Annotated in this window: 14 protein-coding genes; 1 reads left to right on the top strand and 13 read right to left on the bottom strand. The window is 74.5% G+C overall.

Features of this window, described 5'->3' with window-relative positions; translation table 11 throughout:
• Window positions 1-378 precede the first annotated feature (378 nt).
• The gene (locus AQJ58_RS20720) at window positions 379-2,709 is read right to left on the bottom strand and encodes a heavy metal translocating P-type ATPase (protein ID WP_107122100.1); all 2,331 of its coding nucleotides are present in this window, start codon (window positions 2,707-2,709) and stop codon (window positions 379-381) included.
• 476 nt (window positions 2,710-3,185) lie between these two features.
• On the opposite strand from AQJ58_RS20720, the gene AQJ58_RS44535 reads away from it, so the two are divergent.
• A complete protein-coding gene (locus tag AQJ58_RS44535) occupies window positions 3,186-3,335 on the top strand; it encodes a hypothetical protein (protein WP_234360148.1) in 150 nt (49 codons plus the stop codon).
• A 63-nt stretch (window positions 3,336-3,398) separates the two neighbouring features.
• On the opposite strand, the gene AQJ58_RS20730 is transcribed toward AQJ58_RS44535, so the two are convergent.
• The 12 genes from AQJ58_RS20730 to acsA all read right to left on the bottom strand — a co-directional run bounded on the left by AQJ58_RS20730 (window position 3,399) and on the right by acsA (window position 14,597).
• On the bottom strand, window positions 3,399-3,605 hold the full coding sequence (locus AQJ58_RS20730) for a ferredoxin (RefSeq protein WP_067252186.1): 207 nt from the start codon (window positions 3,603-3,605) through the stop codon (window positions 3,399-3,401).
• Window positions 3,602-4,771 carry an NADH-ubiquinone oxidoreductase-F iron-sulfur binding region domain-containing protein gene (locus AQJ58_RS20735; RefSeq protein ID WP_234360150.1) on the bottom strand — a complete coding sequence of 390 codons (1,170 nt, stop codon included), beginning with the start codon at window positions 4,769-4,771 and terminating at the stop codon, window positions 3,602-3,604. Before AQJ58_RS20735 ends, AQJ58_RS20730 begins: the two co-directional genes overlap by 4 nt.
• Window positions 4,772-4,926: 155 nt before the next feature.
• A complete protein-coding gene (locus AQJ58_RS20740; protein WP_067252190.1) occupies window positions 4,927-5,613 on the bottom strand; it encodes a ferric reductase-like transmembrane domain-containing protein in 687 nt (228 codons plus the stop codon).
• A complete protein-coding gene (locus AQJ58_RS20745; protein WP_067252192.1) occupies window positions 5,610-6,569 on the bottom strand; it encodes an FAD:protein FMN transferase in 960 nt (319 codons plus the stop codon). Before AQJ58_RS20745 ends, AQJ58_RS20740 begins: the two co-directional genes overlap by 4 nt.
• A complete protein-coding gene (locus AQJ58_RS41060; protein ID WP_079079081.1) occupies window positions 6,566-6,943 on the bottom strand; it encodes a hypothetical protein in 378 nt (125 codons plus the stop codon). Before AQJ58_RS41060 ends, AQJ58_RS20745 begins: the two co-directional genes overlap by 4 nt.
• Window positions 6,944-7,041: 98 nt before the next feature.
• A complete protein-coding gene (locus tag AQJ58_RS20750; protein WP_067252193.1) occupies window positions 7,042-8,421 on the bottom strand; it encodes a sensor histidine kinase in 1,380 nt (459 codons plus the stop codon).
• Window positions 8,422-8,423: 2 nt separating this feature from the next.
• On the bottom strand, window positions 8,424-9,122 hold the full coding sequence (locus AQJ58_RS20755) for a response regulator transcription factor (protein WP_067252195.1): 699 nt from the start codon (window positions 9,120-9,122) through the stop codon (window positions 8,424-8,426).
• Between the two features lie 14 nt (window positions 9,123-9,136).
• Window positions 9,137-9,391: an acyl carrier protein gene (locus AQJ58_RS20760; protein ID WP_067252196.1), complete on the bottom strand. Its 255-nt coding sequence runs from the start codon at window positions 9,389-9,391 to the stop codon at window positions 9,137-9,139.
• Window positions 9,392-9,393: 2 nt separating this feature from the next.
• Window positions 9,394-10,767: a 2-oxo acid dehydrogenase subunit E2 gene (locus AQJ58_RS20765; RefSeq protein WP_067252198.1), complete on the bottom strand. Its 1,374-nt coding sequence runs from the start codon at window positions 10,765-10,767 to the stop codon at window positions 9,394-9,396.
• A 1-nt stretch (window position 10,768) separates the two neighbouring features.
• Window positions 10,769-11,761: an alpha-ketoacid dehydrogenase subunit beta gene (locus AQJ58_RS20770; RefSeq protein WP_067252200.1), complete on the bottom strand. Its 993-nt coding sequence runs from the start codon at window positions 11,759-11,761 to the stop codon at window positions 10,769-10,771.
• Window positions 11,762-11,763: 2 nt separating this feature from the next.
• Entirely contained in the window at window positions 11,764-12,810 is a 1,047-nt protein-coding gene (pdhA, locus tag AQJ58_RS20775) for a pyruvate dehydrogenase (acetyl-transferring) E1 component subunit alpha (protein WP_079079082.1), read from the bottom strand.
• Window positions 12,807-14,597 carry an acetate--CoA ligase gene (gene acsA, locus AQJ58_RS20780; protein WP_067252201.1) on the bottom strand — a complete coding sequence of 597 codons (1,791 nt, stop codon included), beginning with the start codon at window positions 14,595-14,597 and terminating at the stop codon, window positions 12,807-12,809. Before acsA ends, pdhA begins: the two co-directional genes overlap by 4 nt.
• Between the last annotated feature and the right edge of the window lie 303 nt (window positions 14,598-14,900).

Below are 14,900 nucleotides of genomic sequence, written 5' to 3' on the forward strand. Positions count from 1 at the left end.
CGTGCACCCGAGCCGCGTTGGCGGGGGCAGCCGCGTCGCGGGCCTGTTCCCCGCTCAGGAGCAGCCCCCGCAGCAGCCGGCGCTCGGCCTCGGGCCTTGCCGCCTCACCCCGGACCATCGGAGACCTCCTCCGCCGGCCGGCCACCGGGGCCGCCGCCCCGCGCGGCCGGTTCCAGCGCGCCGCAGTTCGGGGACGAGGTCCTTGTCCAGCCGTCCCGTCCATGTCACCACGCCACTCAGCACGGTCACTTCGACGGCACGCGGATCCACCAGGTGCCGCCCGACCTGTCGGCCGACCACGCCGACGAGCCGGCCGTGAAGGTCGGTCACGGGAAACCGCTTTCGTCGACGCCGTCGTGGCGGTGCGAGCCGGCATCCTCACGGGGCGAGGGAGAAGTAGTTCTCCTCCTCCTGGGTGAAGTGCAGCCGCAGGACGGTGTTGAGGCCGTAGAGGCAGGAACGCAGGTCGTCGAGTTGTTCCGGGGCCAGGCCGCCGTCGGCGCGGGCCAGTTCGAGGTGGGTGGCGATGCGCCGCGAGAGGCGCTCGATCTCGGTGTGGGCGCGGCTCATGGTGGCGGTGGCCTCGGGGCCGCCGAGGGTGGGGGCGAGCGCGGGATAGAGCTCGTGCTCCTCGGCGTACTCGTGGGGCAGCAGCCGTTCCACGAGCAGGCGGTGGGTCTCCTCCACGGCGGTGAGGGCTGTGGGGCCGGGTGCGTCGGAGAGACGGTCGGCCGCGTCGCGTACGGCGTCGAGGACGTCCTGAAGGTCGTGGTGTTCGTCGGCGAAGCGGTGGATGAGCGCTTCGGCGGCGGGGGTGAGGGCCGGGCGTGCACTCTGGTCGACCCGCAAGGCGCGCAGGGCGTTGAGGATGACGGCGACGTCGATGCCCTCCTGGAGCAGCGCGCCGACGGCCGGCGGGAGCAGGCCGACCGCGGCCGCGGCCATGGCGGCCAGGGACATCAGCATGCCGCCGAGGGCACTCTGGACGGCGATGCGGCGGGCGCGCTGCGCGATGACGACGGCGTCTGCGAGGCGGTCGACGCGGTCGGTGGTCAGGACGATGTCGGCGGCCTCCGAGGACGCGGTGGAGCCGCGCGCGCCCATGGCGACACCGATGTCGGCGGCGGCCAGGGCCGGGGCGTCGTTGACACCGTCGCCGACCATCACGGTGACCGCGTGCTCGCGTTCGGCGCGCACGGCGGCGACCTTGTCGGCCGGGCTGAGCTCGGCCCGTACGTCGTCCAGGCCGAGGACGGCGGCGACCTCCCGGGCCGGGGCGGCGCGGTCGCCGGTGAGCATCAGCAGCCGCCGGATGCCGGCCGCGCGCAGGTGGCGCAGGGTGCGCGGGGCGTCATGGCGCAGGGGGTCGCGGAGCAGGACGGCGCCGGCCGGCTCCCCGTCGAGGGCGAGCCAGGCGACGGCCGCGCCGTCGAGGAGGGCGCGGTTGTCGACCGCCCCGGTCCAGGCGGGCCGTGGGCGGCCGGGGTCGAGGCGCCCGATGGACACGTGCCGTCCGGCAACGGTGCCGGTGGCGCCCCGGCCGGGTTCTTCTCTGACGTCCGTCGGGACCGTCAGCTCCAGTCCCCGTTCCCCGGCGGCGTCGACGATGGCCTGGGCCAGGACGTGCGGCGAATACTGGTCGACCGAGGCGGCCAGACGCAGGACGTCCGCGGGCTTCAGATCGGGAGCGGCGACGACGTCGAGGACGCGCGGGCGGCCTCGGGTGAGCGTGCCGGTCTTGTCGAGCAGGAGGGTGCGGGCACGTCCGAGGTTCTCCAGTGCGCCGCCGTCCCGGACGACCACCCCGAGACGGGAGGCTCGGGACAGGCCGGAGACGATCGCGACCGGCGCGGCCAGCAGCAGCGGACACGGCGTGGCGACGACCAGGACGGCGACCGCACGGACGGCGGAACCGCTGATCAGCCACGCCAGCCCCGCGACGACGAGGGAGAGCGGCAGGAACCAGGCCGCGTAGCGGTCGGCCAGCCGTACGACGGGCGCGGACTCGGCCCCGGCCTCCTGGGCCAGACGCACGATCTGTGCGTAGGTGCTGTCCCGCTCGGTGGCGGTGGCGCGCAGTGCGAAGGCGCCTCCGGCGTTGACGACGCCGCTGCGCACCGACGCGCCCGGGAGCCGCTCGACCTGGACCGGCTCACCGGTGAGCACCGATTCGTCGAGGACGGCGACGCTGCTCTGCACACGGCCGTCGACGGGAACGACGTCACCGGGACGGACGACGAGCAGGTCACCGGGGACGACCTGGGCCAGCGGCACCGTGGTCACTCCCGCGTCCGTGCGCCGATGTGCGGAGCGCGGCGCGTGTTCGAGGAGGGCCCGCAGGTCGTGGGAGGCGCGCCGCTGCGCCGCGGCCTCCAGGGTCCGCCCGGTGGCGAGCATCAGCGCGATCAGGGCACCGGCCAGGAACTCGCCCACGGCCAGGGTCCCGCCGAGCGCGAGGACGGCGATCAGGTCCACGCCCGCCTGTCCGCGCCGCAACGCGGCCAGCACCCACCACACCGCGGGGACGACGGCTGCCACGGTACCCACGGCCCAGAACAGGTCGGCGAGGTCCGGAGCACCGGCGAGCCAGGCGAGGCCGCCGCCGGTGAGGGCGGTCGCCGTGACGGCCAGGAGGACCGGTTCCAGCCGCCGGGACACGTCCGGGGCGGTCAGGCGGCGCGGTCGCGCGGCGAGAGGGGAGTGGTTCATGGCGCACCTCGGTGGATCCGGCACGGTGACCGCCGGATCGGTTCCCTCCATCCCACCGCGGCACCCCGGCCGTACGGAAGGGGACGTCCGGCCCTGCTTCCGGGCCGGACGGACGGCACGCGAAATCCTCAGAAGAAGCTGAGAAGTTGCTGTGCCAGGCCGGCGTGCCCGATCGACACAGGGCACCCCGACGCGCTGGAGGATCTCACCGGTGAGCCTGGTCAACGGCCTGCCCGCACACATACTGCTCGTGCATGTCGTCGTCCTCGTTCCGCTGACCGCGCCTGCACTCGGGCCGGGGAGTGGCTGGAGCGACACGTCGACGGCGACGCCCTGGTGCGCCGGCACGCCGAGCTGGGCGACGACGGCCTGCTCCCCTGGGCCGGGGGCCTGTTCGTCCTGGCCGCCGCCGTCTGGTGGGCGTCCGGCCGTGCCGCCTCCGCCTCCGGGCCTCGGGCGGCGCACGCCGGCCCGCCGTGCCGGTGCCGGTCGCGGCGGCGGTGCTGTCCCTCGTGGTGGCCGCGGGAGCCGTCGTGGACGTCTACCGCATCGGCGACTCGGGGGCGAAGGCGGCATGGCACGACGGCTTCTCCAAGACGGCGTCGGGCGGCGGGGACGGCGACTGACGCGCACCGCGAGTCCACGCGCCCGCCGGGCCTGCCGCCTTCACCCGTCCGGGCCATCCGCCCTCACCCGTCGTCGACATGGAGGGCCAGCCGGGGGCAGGCGGCGACGGCCCGTCGGGTGTGGGCGCGCAGCCGGTCGGGGACGCTCCGGTCCTTGAGGATCGGGTAGCCCCACTCGTCGAGGTCGATCAGCTCCGGGAGCAGTTCGCCGCACAGTCCCCGACCGGTGCAGGCGATGCGGTCGACGCGCAGGGTCCGGGCCGGGGTCATCGCCAGGTCTCCGGGGGTGTGGCGGGTGGCACGGGGATCGCCGGTGGCCGGTGGGCCGCGGGGCAGGTCGCGTGGGTGAGGTGCTGGTCGACGTCACCGGCGAAGACGCGCAGGGCGGAGGCGGCCAGGCGGGCGGCACCGTCGGGGTGACGGCAGGCGCCCCGGTCCGGGAGCAGAGCGGTCCGGTGGTGCAGGCGGGACATCAGCTCCGAGTGGGCCCGTCCGGCGGCCAAGGCCGCGAAGTCCGCGGCGACGGCGGGCAGTCCGTAGCGGCAGGGGCCGCACTGGCGGGCGCCGTGGGCCGCCAGGTAGGCGAGGATCCGAGCCGTCTCGACCAGCCCGCAGGCCGAGCGCGCAAGCGCGACGAGGACGCCCGCGCCGGGCGCCGCGCCCAGCGGAGCCAGGTCGCGGCGGGCCAGGGGCGTGTGTACGTTCTCCGCCGGGAGCCAGGTGCCGCCGAAGCCGCCGAGCAGGATGGCCAGGAGAGGGGCCGTGGGGCCCCCGGCACGGTCGAGCACCGTGGCGAGCGGTGTGCCGAGCGGTGCTTCCAGCACACCGGGAGCGGCGACGGCTCCGGAGACGGTGACCAGCGTGGTGCCGGGCTCTTCCGCGGTGCCGGCCTGCCGGAACCAGTCGGGTCCGTGGCGGGCGATGAGGGCGAGGTGGGCGAGCGTCTCGGCGTTGTGGACGAGAGTGGGGCGCCCGGCGAGGCCGCGTTCGTGGCTGTGCGGAGGGCTGCCCTGCGGGCGGGCCGGGCCTCCGCCGAGCCAGCGCACCAGTGACGTCGACTCGCTGGAGACGTAACCGTGCGGCAGGGCGTGCAGCCGGATCCGTACGGGATCGAGGCGGGCGCGTCGCCGCTCCTCCACGGCGGCGCCGAGCTGCCGGTGCTGGGCGGTGCGGGTGCGGGGCAGGCACACGTGGACGGTGTCGGCCCCGACCTCGGCCGCCGCGAGGACGGCACCGTCGAGCACCAGATGGGGTGCGACGGCCAGCAGGAACTGGTCCTTGCGGCTGGCGGGTTCGCTCTCCATGGCGTTGACGACGACCACGGGCCGGCCGCGGCCGGCCGCCACGCCCCGCAGTTTGCGCGCCGTCGGGAACCCGGCACCGCCGCGTCCGGTGAGCCCGGCCGCCTCGACGGCGTCCACCAGCGGTCCCGGCATGTCCCCGGCGAGGGGAGGCGGCCCGTGGTGTCGCAGGTGATCGGCCAGGGTGGCCGGGCGTCCCGTGGCATGCCATCCCGTGAGCAGCCGGGCACCGTAAGAGTCGGGTCCGAGGCTCCCGCGGTGGGGCCCGGAGGGGGCCGCAGTCGAGGTGTTCACCGTCCGCCTCCGATCAGGAGCGCGGTCGTGGCGGCCCGCTGGGACCAGCCGGGCTGCAGCGGCCCGGCGGCCAGGAACGCGGTCAGCACCACCGGTACGGCGGTCGCGGTCACGGCGGCCGCCAGGCGCCCGGCCACCCGTCCCGGACCGGCCTTCGCCAGGCGCCACCACACGGCGGCGACGACCGAGGCAAGGCACACGGCGTAGAGCCACAGCTGGAGGGGCAGCCGGGTGTCGGTGCCGGTACCGACACCGTGGAACAGGGCGAGCGGCCACGCGGCGTAGGCCAGCCAGTGCACCGCCTTCCAGCGCCGCACCCCCAGCCGGAGCCGCAGAGCGCTGGTGACCAGCACCGCGAGCAGCAGATCGGCAGCGAACGTGCCCAGCCCGAGCCAGAGCGGACGGTACGACGCCCCGAACGGGATCACGGACACCGCCCATCCCAGGTGCACGAACGGATCGAGCACCGCCGTCACCACGTGCACGACGAGGAACACCAGGGTGAGCAGGGACAGATTGCGGTGCAGCAGGGCGATCTCGAACCGGCCGATCCGGCGTGGTGCGGACCGCCCGCCGGAGGCGATCCCGAGCACCACGGTCGCGGTGAGGAGGATCAGCGCGAGGGTGCCGCCGGCACGACTGGCGTACCACAGAGGGCTGCCGGTCAGGGCGAGGGTCGTCATCGCGCACCTCCGGGGGCGGGGGAGTCCGGGGGCCAGCCGCCGACACGTACGACGGTGCCGTCGAGGGCGACCAGGCGGGCGGGCAGGCCGGTGGAGCGCAGCCAGGGCACAGCCCGTTCGCCGAGCACGACCGCCGCCGTACTGGCCGTGTTGGCGTCCACGCAGGTGGCGGCGGCGACGGTGACCGTGCGCCAGACGGGCGCGGCCGGTTCCCCGGTGACCGGGTCGACGATGTGGTGCAGGGCGCGCCCGCCGCGCCGCCAGGTACGCACCCCGACGCCGGAGGTCGCCAGCGCCCCGCCGGTCACGGCCACGGCGGGGCCCGGCTCCGTCACGGACCGCGCGTGGTCGTCGGCGAGAGCGACCCGCCAGCCGCCCTCCGGGACCGGCCCGGCCATCGCCAGGTCGCCGCCGAGACCGACCAGCACGCCGCAGCCGGTTGCCGCGGCGGCCTGCCGGGCGGCCCGGTCGGAGGTGAGGGCCTTGGCGGTCGCGCCCAGATCGAGACGGGTGCGCGGAGGCAGACACAGCCGCCGGGTGCGCGGGTTCCACCTGATGCTTCGCCAGCCGGGCACGCGGCGGCCGACGGGCACCGGGCGTGCGTCGTCGGGGCGTACGGAGGCGAAGGTACGGTCGTAGCCGAGCGCGATCACCGCGCTGCCCACGGTCGGGTCGACGGCGCCGCCGGTGATCCGGGCGGCCCGCAGGGCGGCCTGGAGCGCGTCGGCGAAGTGTTCGCTCACGGTCGTCGGGGCACCCGCGCCCAGGTTGACGCGGGTGAGTTCGGAGTCCGGCCGGAAGCGGCTGCACGTCAGGTCGACGGCCCGGAGCTCGGTCCGCAGGACCTCCTCCGCGACGGGCAGGGCGCCCGGGGCGGTGACGAGCAGGGTGGCGGTGGTGCCCAGGGCGGGGAAGACGGTCCGGGCGGGGGAGGGAGCGTGCGTGTGCGCGGTCATGACGCCCCCGTCGTCGTGTGCGGCTGCTGCCGGGTCGGAGCCGGTGCCTGGGCGGGAGGCTGCGGTGCCGGTCGAGCGGCGGGCGCCGCGCCCTCGTCCCCGCCGTCCTCGTGATGGTCGCTTCCTTCGTTCTCGCCCGCCGGGGCGGAGGAGGAAGTCCCGGGGTTCTGCGCGGACGGGGTGACGGCCGGGGCGGGAACTGGCGGGCTTCCCGGCAGCAGGTGCGTGTAGAGGCTGCCCAGCCCCGCCGCGCCGGCCACGGCCGCGACGGCGATCCACCGGGTCAGACGGCGGCTGCGACGCAGGCCGCGATCGCGCGCAAGGGGACCGGTCGGTGGGGGCTTCGGAGGGAAGCCGTCGGGTGCGGATGCCATGGCGGGGCTCCTCGAGGTCAGCGGCCGGGTCGGCCGTGTACATCTCCAGGCTGGGCCGACGGCACCGGGGAACTTGCTCAGGTCGTCTTCGGATCCGGTTAAGATCTCGGTCCGCCGGCCCGCCCCCGTCCGCCTTCCGGCCACAGCGGCAGCGCCAGTACGACGGTCAGCCCGCCCCCGGGGGTGTCCTCCAGCCGTACGGTGCCGCCGTTGACGGTGACCAGCCGGTGGACGATGGCCAGCCCGAGCCCGGTACCGCCGGCCTCGGGGTTGCCGAACCGGCGGAAGGCGACCGCCTTCGCCCCGGCGGCCATCCCGGGACCGTCGTCCCGGACACGCACGCGTGCGACGTCTCCGGCCGCACGGCGGTCGATGGTGATGTTCCCGCCGGACGGCACGGCGTCCACGGCGTTGGCGATCAGGTTGTCGAGGATCTGCTCCAGGTGCCCCGCCCCCAGCGCGACAATCGGCGCCGCACCGTCGGACCCGGCGGCCAGCCGGATGCCGCGTTCCTCGGCGACGGGCGCCCAGGCAGCCACGCGTTCGGCCACCACCTCGTCGATGCGCACGGCGGTCGGGCGGGGCGTGGCCTGCTCGGCGCGCGCGACCGCCAGCAGCCCGTCGACCAGCCGGGACAGCCGCGAGATCTCCTCCTGGGCGGCGGCGAGATCGGCGGCGGTGGCGTCGTCCGCGCCGGCGGCCAGGACATCGAGACGCAGCCGCAGCGCGGCCAGCGGGGTGCGCAACTGATGGGACACGTCCGCGATCACGGCGCGGTGGCCGTGCACGAGGGCTTCCGTCCGCGCCGCCATGGTGTTGAAGGTGGCGGCGAGCCGGCGTACCTCCGGCGGACCGGCTCCCACGTCGGCCCGCTCGTCGAGAGCCCCCTCGCCCAGCCGCCGGGCCGATGCGTCCAGCGTCGACAGGGGCCGGCTCACCCAGCGGGCGAGGCGGACGGACAGCAGCACGGAGGCGGCGAGCCCCGCGGCACCGATCGCCGAGGACCAGCCCCAGATCGCGGCGATCCGGGCATCGAGGGGAGCGGAGGAACGGGCCAGGACCACCGCGCCGGCGGGTTCACGCACATCACCGGCCGGTTCCGCGGCCAGCAGACGCCCCTCGTTCTCCGGGGGTTCCGGCTCGCCTCCGCGCAGTACGTCCGCCACCAGCTCCGCCGCCTCCTCACCCTGCGCCGCCTCGCACGGCGTACCGGCCACCCACCGCGCGGAGGCGTCGTACACCGCGGCGCAGTCACCCGCCCGGGCCGCGGCATTCAGTTCCTTGCGCATCGTCGTGGCCGGTCTGCCGTCGGAGAGGTGTTCCTCGGCCGCCGCGGCGATCACCCGGGTGGCCGCGCGCTGGCTGTCGCGGTAGGCGACGCGCTCGCGCGCCGTCAGCGACACGGCCAGCGGCACGACCGCCAGGACCAGCAGCACGGAGGTCAGGACCACGAGCGTCCAGGTGATACGGCGGGTCACGGCTACTCCGGGGGTGTCCGGACCGGCCCGAGCCGGAAGCCGTGCCCGTAGGCCGTCTCGATCAGCCCTGGTACGCCGAGCTTGCGGCGCAACGCCGCGATGTGCACGTCGAGCACCTTCGTCGGTCCGTACCAGTGGGCGTCCCAGGCCCGCTCCAGGATCTGCTGCCGGCTCACCACCCGGCCCGGATCGGCGGCCAGGCACTCCAGGATGGCGAACTCCTTCGGCGTCAGCGCCACCGGGCGTCCGTCGACCGACACCTGCCGGGTGCGCAGGTCGAGGGCGAGCGGACCGTGCCGGACGATCTCCGGCCCGGCCGGGCGCCGCCGGCGCAGCACCGCACGGATCCTCGCCAGCAGCTCGGCCAGCCCGAACGGCTTGACCAGGTAGTCGTCGGCCCCCTCGTCCAGGGCCACCACCCGGTCCGCCTCCTCACCCCGCGCCGTCACCGCGATGATCGCGACGTCCGACCGGGCACGCAGCCTCCGGCACACCTCGACCCCGTCGATGTCCGGCAGCCCCAGATCCAGCAGGACGACATCGGGGGAGGCGGCCGCCAGGGCGGCGCCGCCGCTGCGGACGTCCTCGACGGCGTAGCCGGCCTGTCGCAGCCCGCGTACCAACGACTCCGCGATGCCCCGGTCGTCCTCCACGACCAGCACGCGCGTCTCGTCGGCCGCGCCGGTCGCCTCAGCGCTCATCGGGGTCCGCCTGCTCAGGACAGAGGAACCGAGTGGGCGAGCAGGAAGTCGGCGCTGCCGGACAGCGTGGTGAGCCGGGGGGTGTCCTCGTCGTCGATGCGGACGCCGGACCGTTCGCTGAGGACCTCGACGAAACTGAGGAAGTCGAGGGAATCCATCTCCAGCACGTCGCGGAACGCGTCGTCGGGCCCCAGGGCGGCGACATCGGCGCCCGGGACGACACGGGAGATCGACTCCCTGACCATGTCGAGTGCTTCGGTTCGGTTCATGTTCACAACTGCTCCGGGTTCTGCAGGAATCGGGCGACGGCCGTGAGGTAGCGGGCGCCGACGGCGCCGTCGGTCGCGCGGTGGTCGGCCGAGAGGGTCGCCGTGACCACGGGCCGCACGCCGAGCAGGCCGTCGACGGCCCACGGCCGGTCGACGACCCGGCCGAAGCCGACCAGGGCCACCTGCGGGGGGTGGATCACGCCGAAGACGCCCTCGACCCCCTGATCACCGAGGTTGGTGACCGTGATCGTGGCGTCGGACACCTCGGAACCGCGCAGCCTGCCCGTCCGGGCCCGGGTGACCATGTCCTTCAGGGCGGCCATCAACTGCGGGAGCGCGAGCGTGTCGGCGTCGCGCAGCGTCGGTACGACGAGCCCTCCGCCGCGCAGGGACACGGCCACGCCGACGTGCACCCCCTCACCGGCCGTGAAGCGGTCCTCGCTCCAGTGCCCGTTGAGCTCGGGGACCTCCCGGGCGGCCAGCGCCGCCGCCTTGAGCAACAGGGCCGCCGGCAGCAGTCGTTCGCCGACCGGGCTGCGCCGGTTGTGCTCGTGCAGCCATTCCGTCGCGGCGGCCAGGTCCACCGTGGTGGAGAGGTAGTAGTGGGGGATGTCCCGGTTGGCGCGGCTCATCGAGTCGGCGATCACCCCGCGCATGGCTGTCGCCCGGTCGTCGGACGGTGGCGCGATGGCGGGGTGTTCGGCGGCAGGACGCATGTCCGTGCGCCTGGGTGCGGCCGGACCGGGCGCGGCTCGGCGTACGTCCGCGGCCCGGACCGCCGAGTCCGTGCCCGTCCCCGCCACCGTGGCCAGGTCGACGCCGAGTTCCGCGGCGAGCCGCCGGGCGAGCGGGGTGACCCGTGCGCGCGGGGGGCCGGCGGCCGCCTTCTCGACGTCCGTCCGCGTGACGCGTCCTCCCGGTCCGGTGCCGCGCAGCGTCTCCAGATCGACGCCACTGTGCTCGGCGAGGTGTCGGACCAGGGGCCCCGCTTCGACGTGCACCTGGTGCGGGCCCGTGGCGGGTACGGCGGCCGGGACCGGCGGCGGGGGAGGCGGTGAAGGCGGCGTCGGCTCGGCGCGCCCGCCCTTCTTCGGCGCGCGGCGCGTCGTCCGCTTCCCCGGTTTCCCCGCTCCGTCCTTCGCCGGCGTCCCGATCACCGCGAGCGGAGTGCCCACCGGGACCGTCGTACCCGGCTCGACCAGCAGCTCCGCCATGGTCCCGGTCGCGAAGCACTCCACCTCGATCGTCGATTTCGCGGTCTCGACGACCGCGACCGGATCGCCCTTGTGGACGGGGTCCCCCGGCTGCACCAGCCATTCCAGCAGGGTGCCCTCGTCCATGTCGGCGCCGAGGGACGGCATGGTGAAGTCGGCCATGTCAGTCCACCGCCCGGTGCGCGGCCGCGACGATGTCGGTGGTCTGCGGCAGGGCGGCTTCCTCCAGCTGCCGTGCGTACGGCATCGGGACCTCGGCGCTGCACACCCGCTCGACGGGGGCGTCCAGTTCGTAGAACGCGTCCTCCGCGATCCGGGCCGACACCTCGGCGGCGAGGCTGCCCGTCCGCCACGCCTCGTCGACGACCACGGCGCGGTGGGTGCGGGCGACGGAGGAGGTGACGGCCTCGACGTCGAGGGGACGGAGCGTGCGCAGGTCGATCACCTCGGCGTCGATGCCCTCGGCGGCCAGTTCGTCCGCCGCCGCGAGGGCCTTGGACAGCGAACCTCCGTAGGCGATCAGGGTGATGTCGGTGCCGGGACGGCGGACGGCCGCGTGGTCCAGGTCCACCGGCCCCTCGGACGGCGGGAGTTCACCGGAGACGTTGTAGAGACTGCCGTGCTCGAAGATCAGCACCGGGTCGGGGTCGGCGAGCGCCGGTGCCAGCGTGTGGCGGGCGTCCTCCAGCGTGGCGGGGGCCAGGACCCGGATGCCGGGGATGTGCGCGTACCAGCCCTCCAGACTGTGCGAGTGCTGCGCGGCGAGCTGCCGTCCGGCGCCCGTGGTCATGCGGATGACCAGCGGTACCGCCAGCTGACCGCCTGACATGTGCAGCAGGGTGGCGGCGTTGTTGAGGATCTGGTCCAGAGCGAGGAGGCTGAAGTTGACCGTCATGATCTCGACGATCGGGCGCATCCCGGCCAGGGCGGCACCGATGCCGGCGCCCACGAACGCGGACTCGGACAGCGGGGTGTCGCGGACCCGTTCGGGGCCGAACTCCTCCAACAGCCCGAGGCTGACGCCGAAGCAGCCGCCGTAGCGGCCCACGTCCTCGCCCATGAGGAAGACGCGGTCGTCGGAGCGCAGGGCCTCCCGGAGCGCCTCGCGCAGGGCCTCCCGGTACGTCGTCTTCGCGGCCGTGGTATCTGTGCCCATGGTCAGGTCACCGCCTCCGCCGCGCTGGTGACGTGCCGGAGCAGGGTCTCGACCGGCTCCTGCGGCGCCTGTTCGGCCGCTTCGACGGCGTGGTCGATCTCGTCGGTGAGGCGCCGCTCGATCCGTGCGACGTCCTTGTCGACCGGTGCTCCGCTCTCGCGCATGCGGTCCATGAGCAGGGCGATCGGGTCACGGGACTTCCACCGCTCGACCTCCGCCCTGTCGCGGTAGCGGTCGGGGTCGTACATCGAATGGGCGCGGAAGCGGTAGGTGCGCAGTTCCAGGAAGTGCGGACCGGTGCCGGTCCGGATGCCCTCCACGGCCCGCCGGGCGGCTTGTTCCACGGCCTCGACGTCCATGCCGTCCACGGACCAGGCGACCATGCCGTAGGAGGTGGCGCGCATCGCCAGATCGGTCTGTGCCTGGTGGCGCTCCAGAGCCGTGCCCATGGCGTAGAGGTTGTTCTCGCAGACGAACAGCAGGGGCAGGTTCCACAGGGCCGCGAGGTTCGCCGTCTCGTGGAACTCGCCCTCGGCGAAGGCACCGTCGCCGAAGAAGCAGCAGGTGACGCGGTTGCGGTCGCGCATGCGGTCGGCGAGCGCCAGCCCGGCGGCCAGGGGGAGCCCGCCGGCGACGATCGCATTGCCGCCGTAGAAGCGCCGGCTCGCGTCGAACAGGTGCATGGACCCGCCCCGGCCGCCGCTGCACCCGGTCGCCCTGCCGTACATCTCGGCCATGACCGCCTCGGCGGTGATGCCGCGTGCCAGGGCGTGGCCGTGCTCGCGGTAGGTGGCGACGACCGCGTCCTCGGGGGTCAGCGCCTCGTTGACGCCGACGGCGACGGCCTCCTCGCCGATGTAGAGGTGGACGAAGCCACGGATCTTCGTGGCGCTGTACAGCTCGACGCACCGCTCCTCGAAACGCCGGATGCGCAGCATCGCCTCCAGCAGATCGGTGCGGTGCCCGCTGTCCGTCCCCTGTCCGGGTCTCCTGGCCCCGGAGGTCTTCCGGGCGGGTTCGCGTGTGCGGGTCGTGCGGGCCGGCCTCATGCGGATCCCTCCAACGTGGACAGATCGCCGGTGGGCAGGCCGAGTTCCCGTGCGCGCAGCAGCCGGCGCATCACCTTGCCGCTGCGGGTCTTGGGCAGGTCCTGGTCGAAGGTGATCTCTCGCGGGGCGACGGCGGGACCCAGCTTGCGGCGGCCGAAGCCGAGCAGCTCCCGTTCCAGGTCCGGGGTGGGCTCCGTACCGGGGCGCAGGGACACGAACGCCTTGACGACGTTGCCGGCGACCGGGTCCGGCCGTCCGATCACCCCGGCCTCCGCCACCAACGGGTGTTCCATCAGGGCGCTCTCCACCTCGAACGGGCCGATGAGATGCCCCGCCGACTTGATCACGTCGTCGGCGCGTCCCACGAACCAGTACCAGCCGTCGGCGTCCCGGCTCACCAGATCGCCGGTCAGGTACCAGCCGTCCGCGAACGCAGCGTCGTAGCGCTCCTTGTCGTGCAGATACCCGCGGAACATCGACGGCCACCCCGGGCGCAGGGCCAACTCACCCTCGACACCGGGGGTGCCCACCTCGGTCACCTTGCCGTCCACGACCAAGGCTCGGCCGTCCCCACCCTGCTCCAGCACGGCCGCCTCGACGCCCGGCAGCGGCCGTCCCATCGAGCCGGGCCGGATCTCGCAGCCCGCGAAGTTCGCGATCATGATGCTGCCGGTCTCCGTCTGCCACCAGTTGTCGTGCACCGGCAGGCCCAGCACGTCCCGGCCCCACAGGACGGCCTCCGGATTGAGGGGCTCGCCGACGGAGGCGATGAAGCGCAGGGCGGAGAGGTCGTGCGCTCGCGGCAGGTCGTAGGGGCCATGGCGCGGTGTGGCGCGCATCAGCATGCGCAGGGCCGTCGGGGCGGTGTACCAGACCGTGACCCGCTGTTCGCCGAGGATCCGGTACCAGCGCCGTGCGTCGTAGTCGCCCTCGTCGACGACCACCGTCACGCCGTGGACGAGCGGGGCGATGACGCCGTACGACATGCCGGTGACCCAGCCGGGGTCGGCGGTGCACCAGTAGACGTCCTCGGGATGCAGGTCGAGCGCGTAGGCGGCCGTGGCGTAGTGGGCGACGACCGCCTCGTGGACGTGGACCGCGCCTTTGGGGGTCCCGGTGGTGCCGCTGGTGAAGTGCAGCAGGGCCATGTCGTCGGGGGACGTCGACGGGATGGCGAAGGTGTCGGGGACGGTGGACATCAGGTCCTCGAAGGAGGCCGTGCCGGGCAGGTCCGCGGCGCCGGGGCCGACGATCAGGACGTGCTCCAGGCCGGGCAGCGACACGCGTCGCCCGGCGACCTTGCGCCGGTAGAGGTCCGCGGTGGTGACCAGGACCCGCGCGTCCCCGAGAAGCAGCCGCTGCGCGACCGGGTCGGGGCCGAAGGCGGAGAAGAGGGGGCACAGGACGCTGGTGTTCTTCAGCGCGCCCAGCACCGTGGTGTACAGCTCGGGGCAGCGGCCGAGCAGGGTGAACACCCGGTCCCCGTGACCGACGCCGAGGGACCGCAGGACGTTCGCGAAGCGGGCGGTGCGGCGGGCCAGCTCGGCGTACGTGACGGTGGAGACGGAGTCGTCCCGGGCCACGCAGCTCAGCGCGACCTTGTCCGCGTGCTCCGTAGCCGCGTGCCGGTCGACCGCCTCGTGGGCCATGTTGAGGCCGCCGCCGGGAAGCCCGGCCAGCTCTTCGCGGGCCTGCGACCAGGTGAAGGCCGAGCGGGTCGGCTCGTAGTCGGCGAGACGCGGAGGTACCACGGGGTGGGTGTCCTTGGGGACGGTTTCCCAGTGCATCGGTGCTCCTCCCGGCACTGCCCCGATCTCCAGGGTCTCCGAGCGGGGCCATGACTGCACTTCGGCCGCGGAGCACGGTCCGGCGCACCGGCGGGGCGTGCTCACGGCGTGGTGGAGCCGGGGGCCGCCCGCTTCTTGCGGGCCCGAATCACACGGTGAGCGGCTCCGCTCCGCTTCTCCGTGTCTCTTTGTGGCCCCTCGGCTCACTTCCATGACACCGCTGAGCACCGGCGGAGGACAGGGCCGAAGGGCCCAGGCTGTTCGGCCGGCCGGCCCTGCCTTGCGCGCGCCGGTCGGCCTGTC

It is taken from the genome of Streptomyces sp. DSM 15324 (assembly GCF_001514285.1).
In the GTDB taxonomy this organism is placed as follows: Bacteria; Actinomycetota; Actinomycetes; order Streptomycetales; family Streptomycetaceae; genus Streptomyces.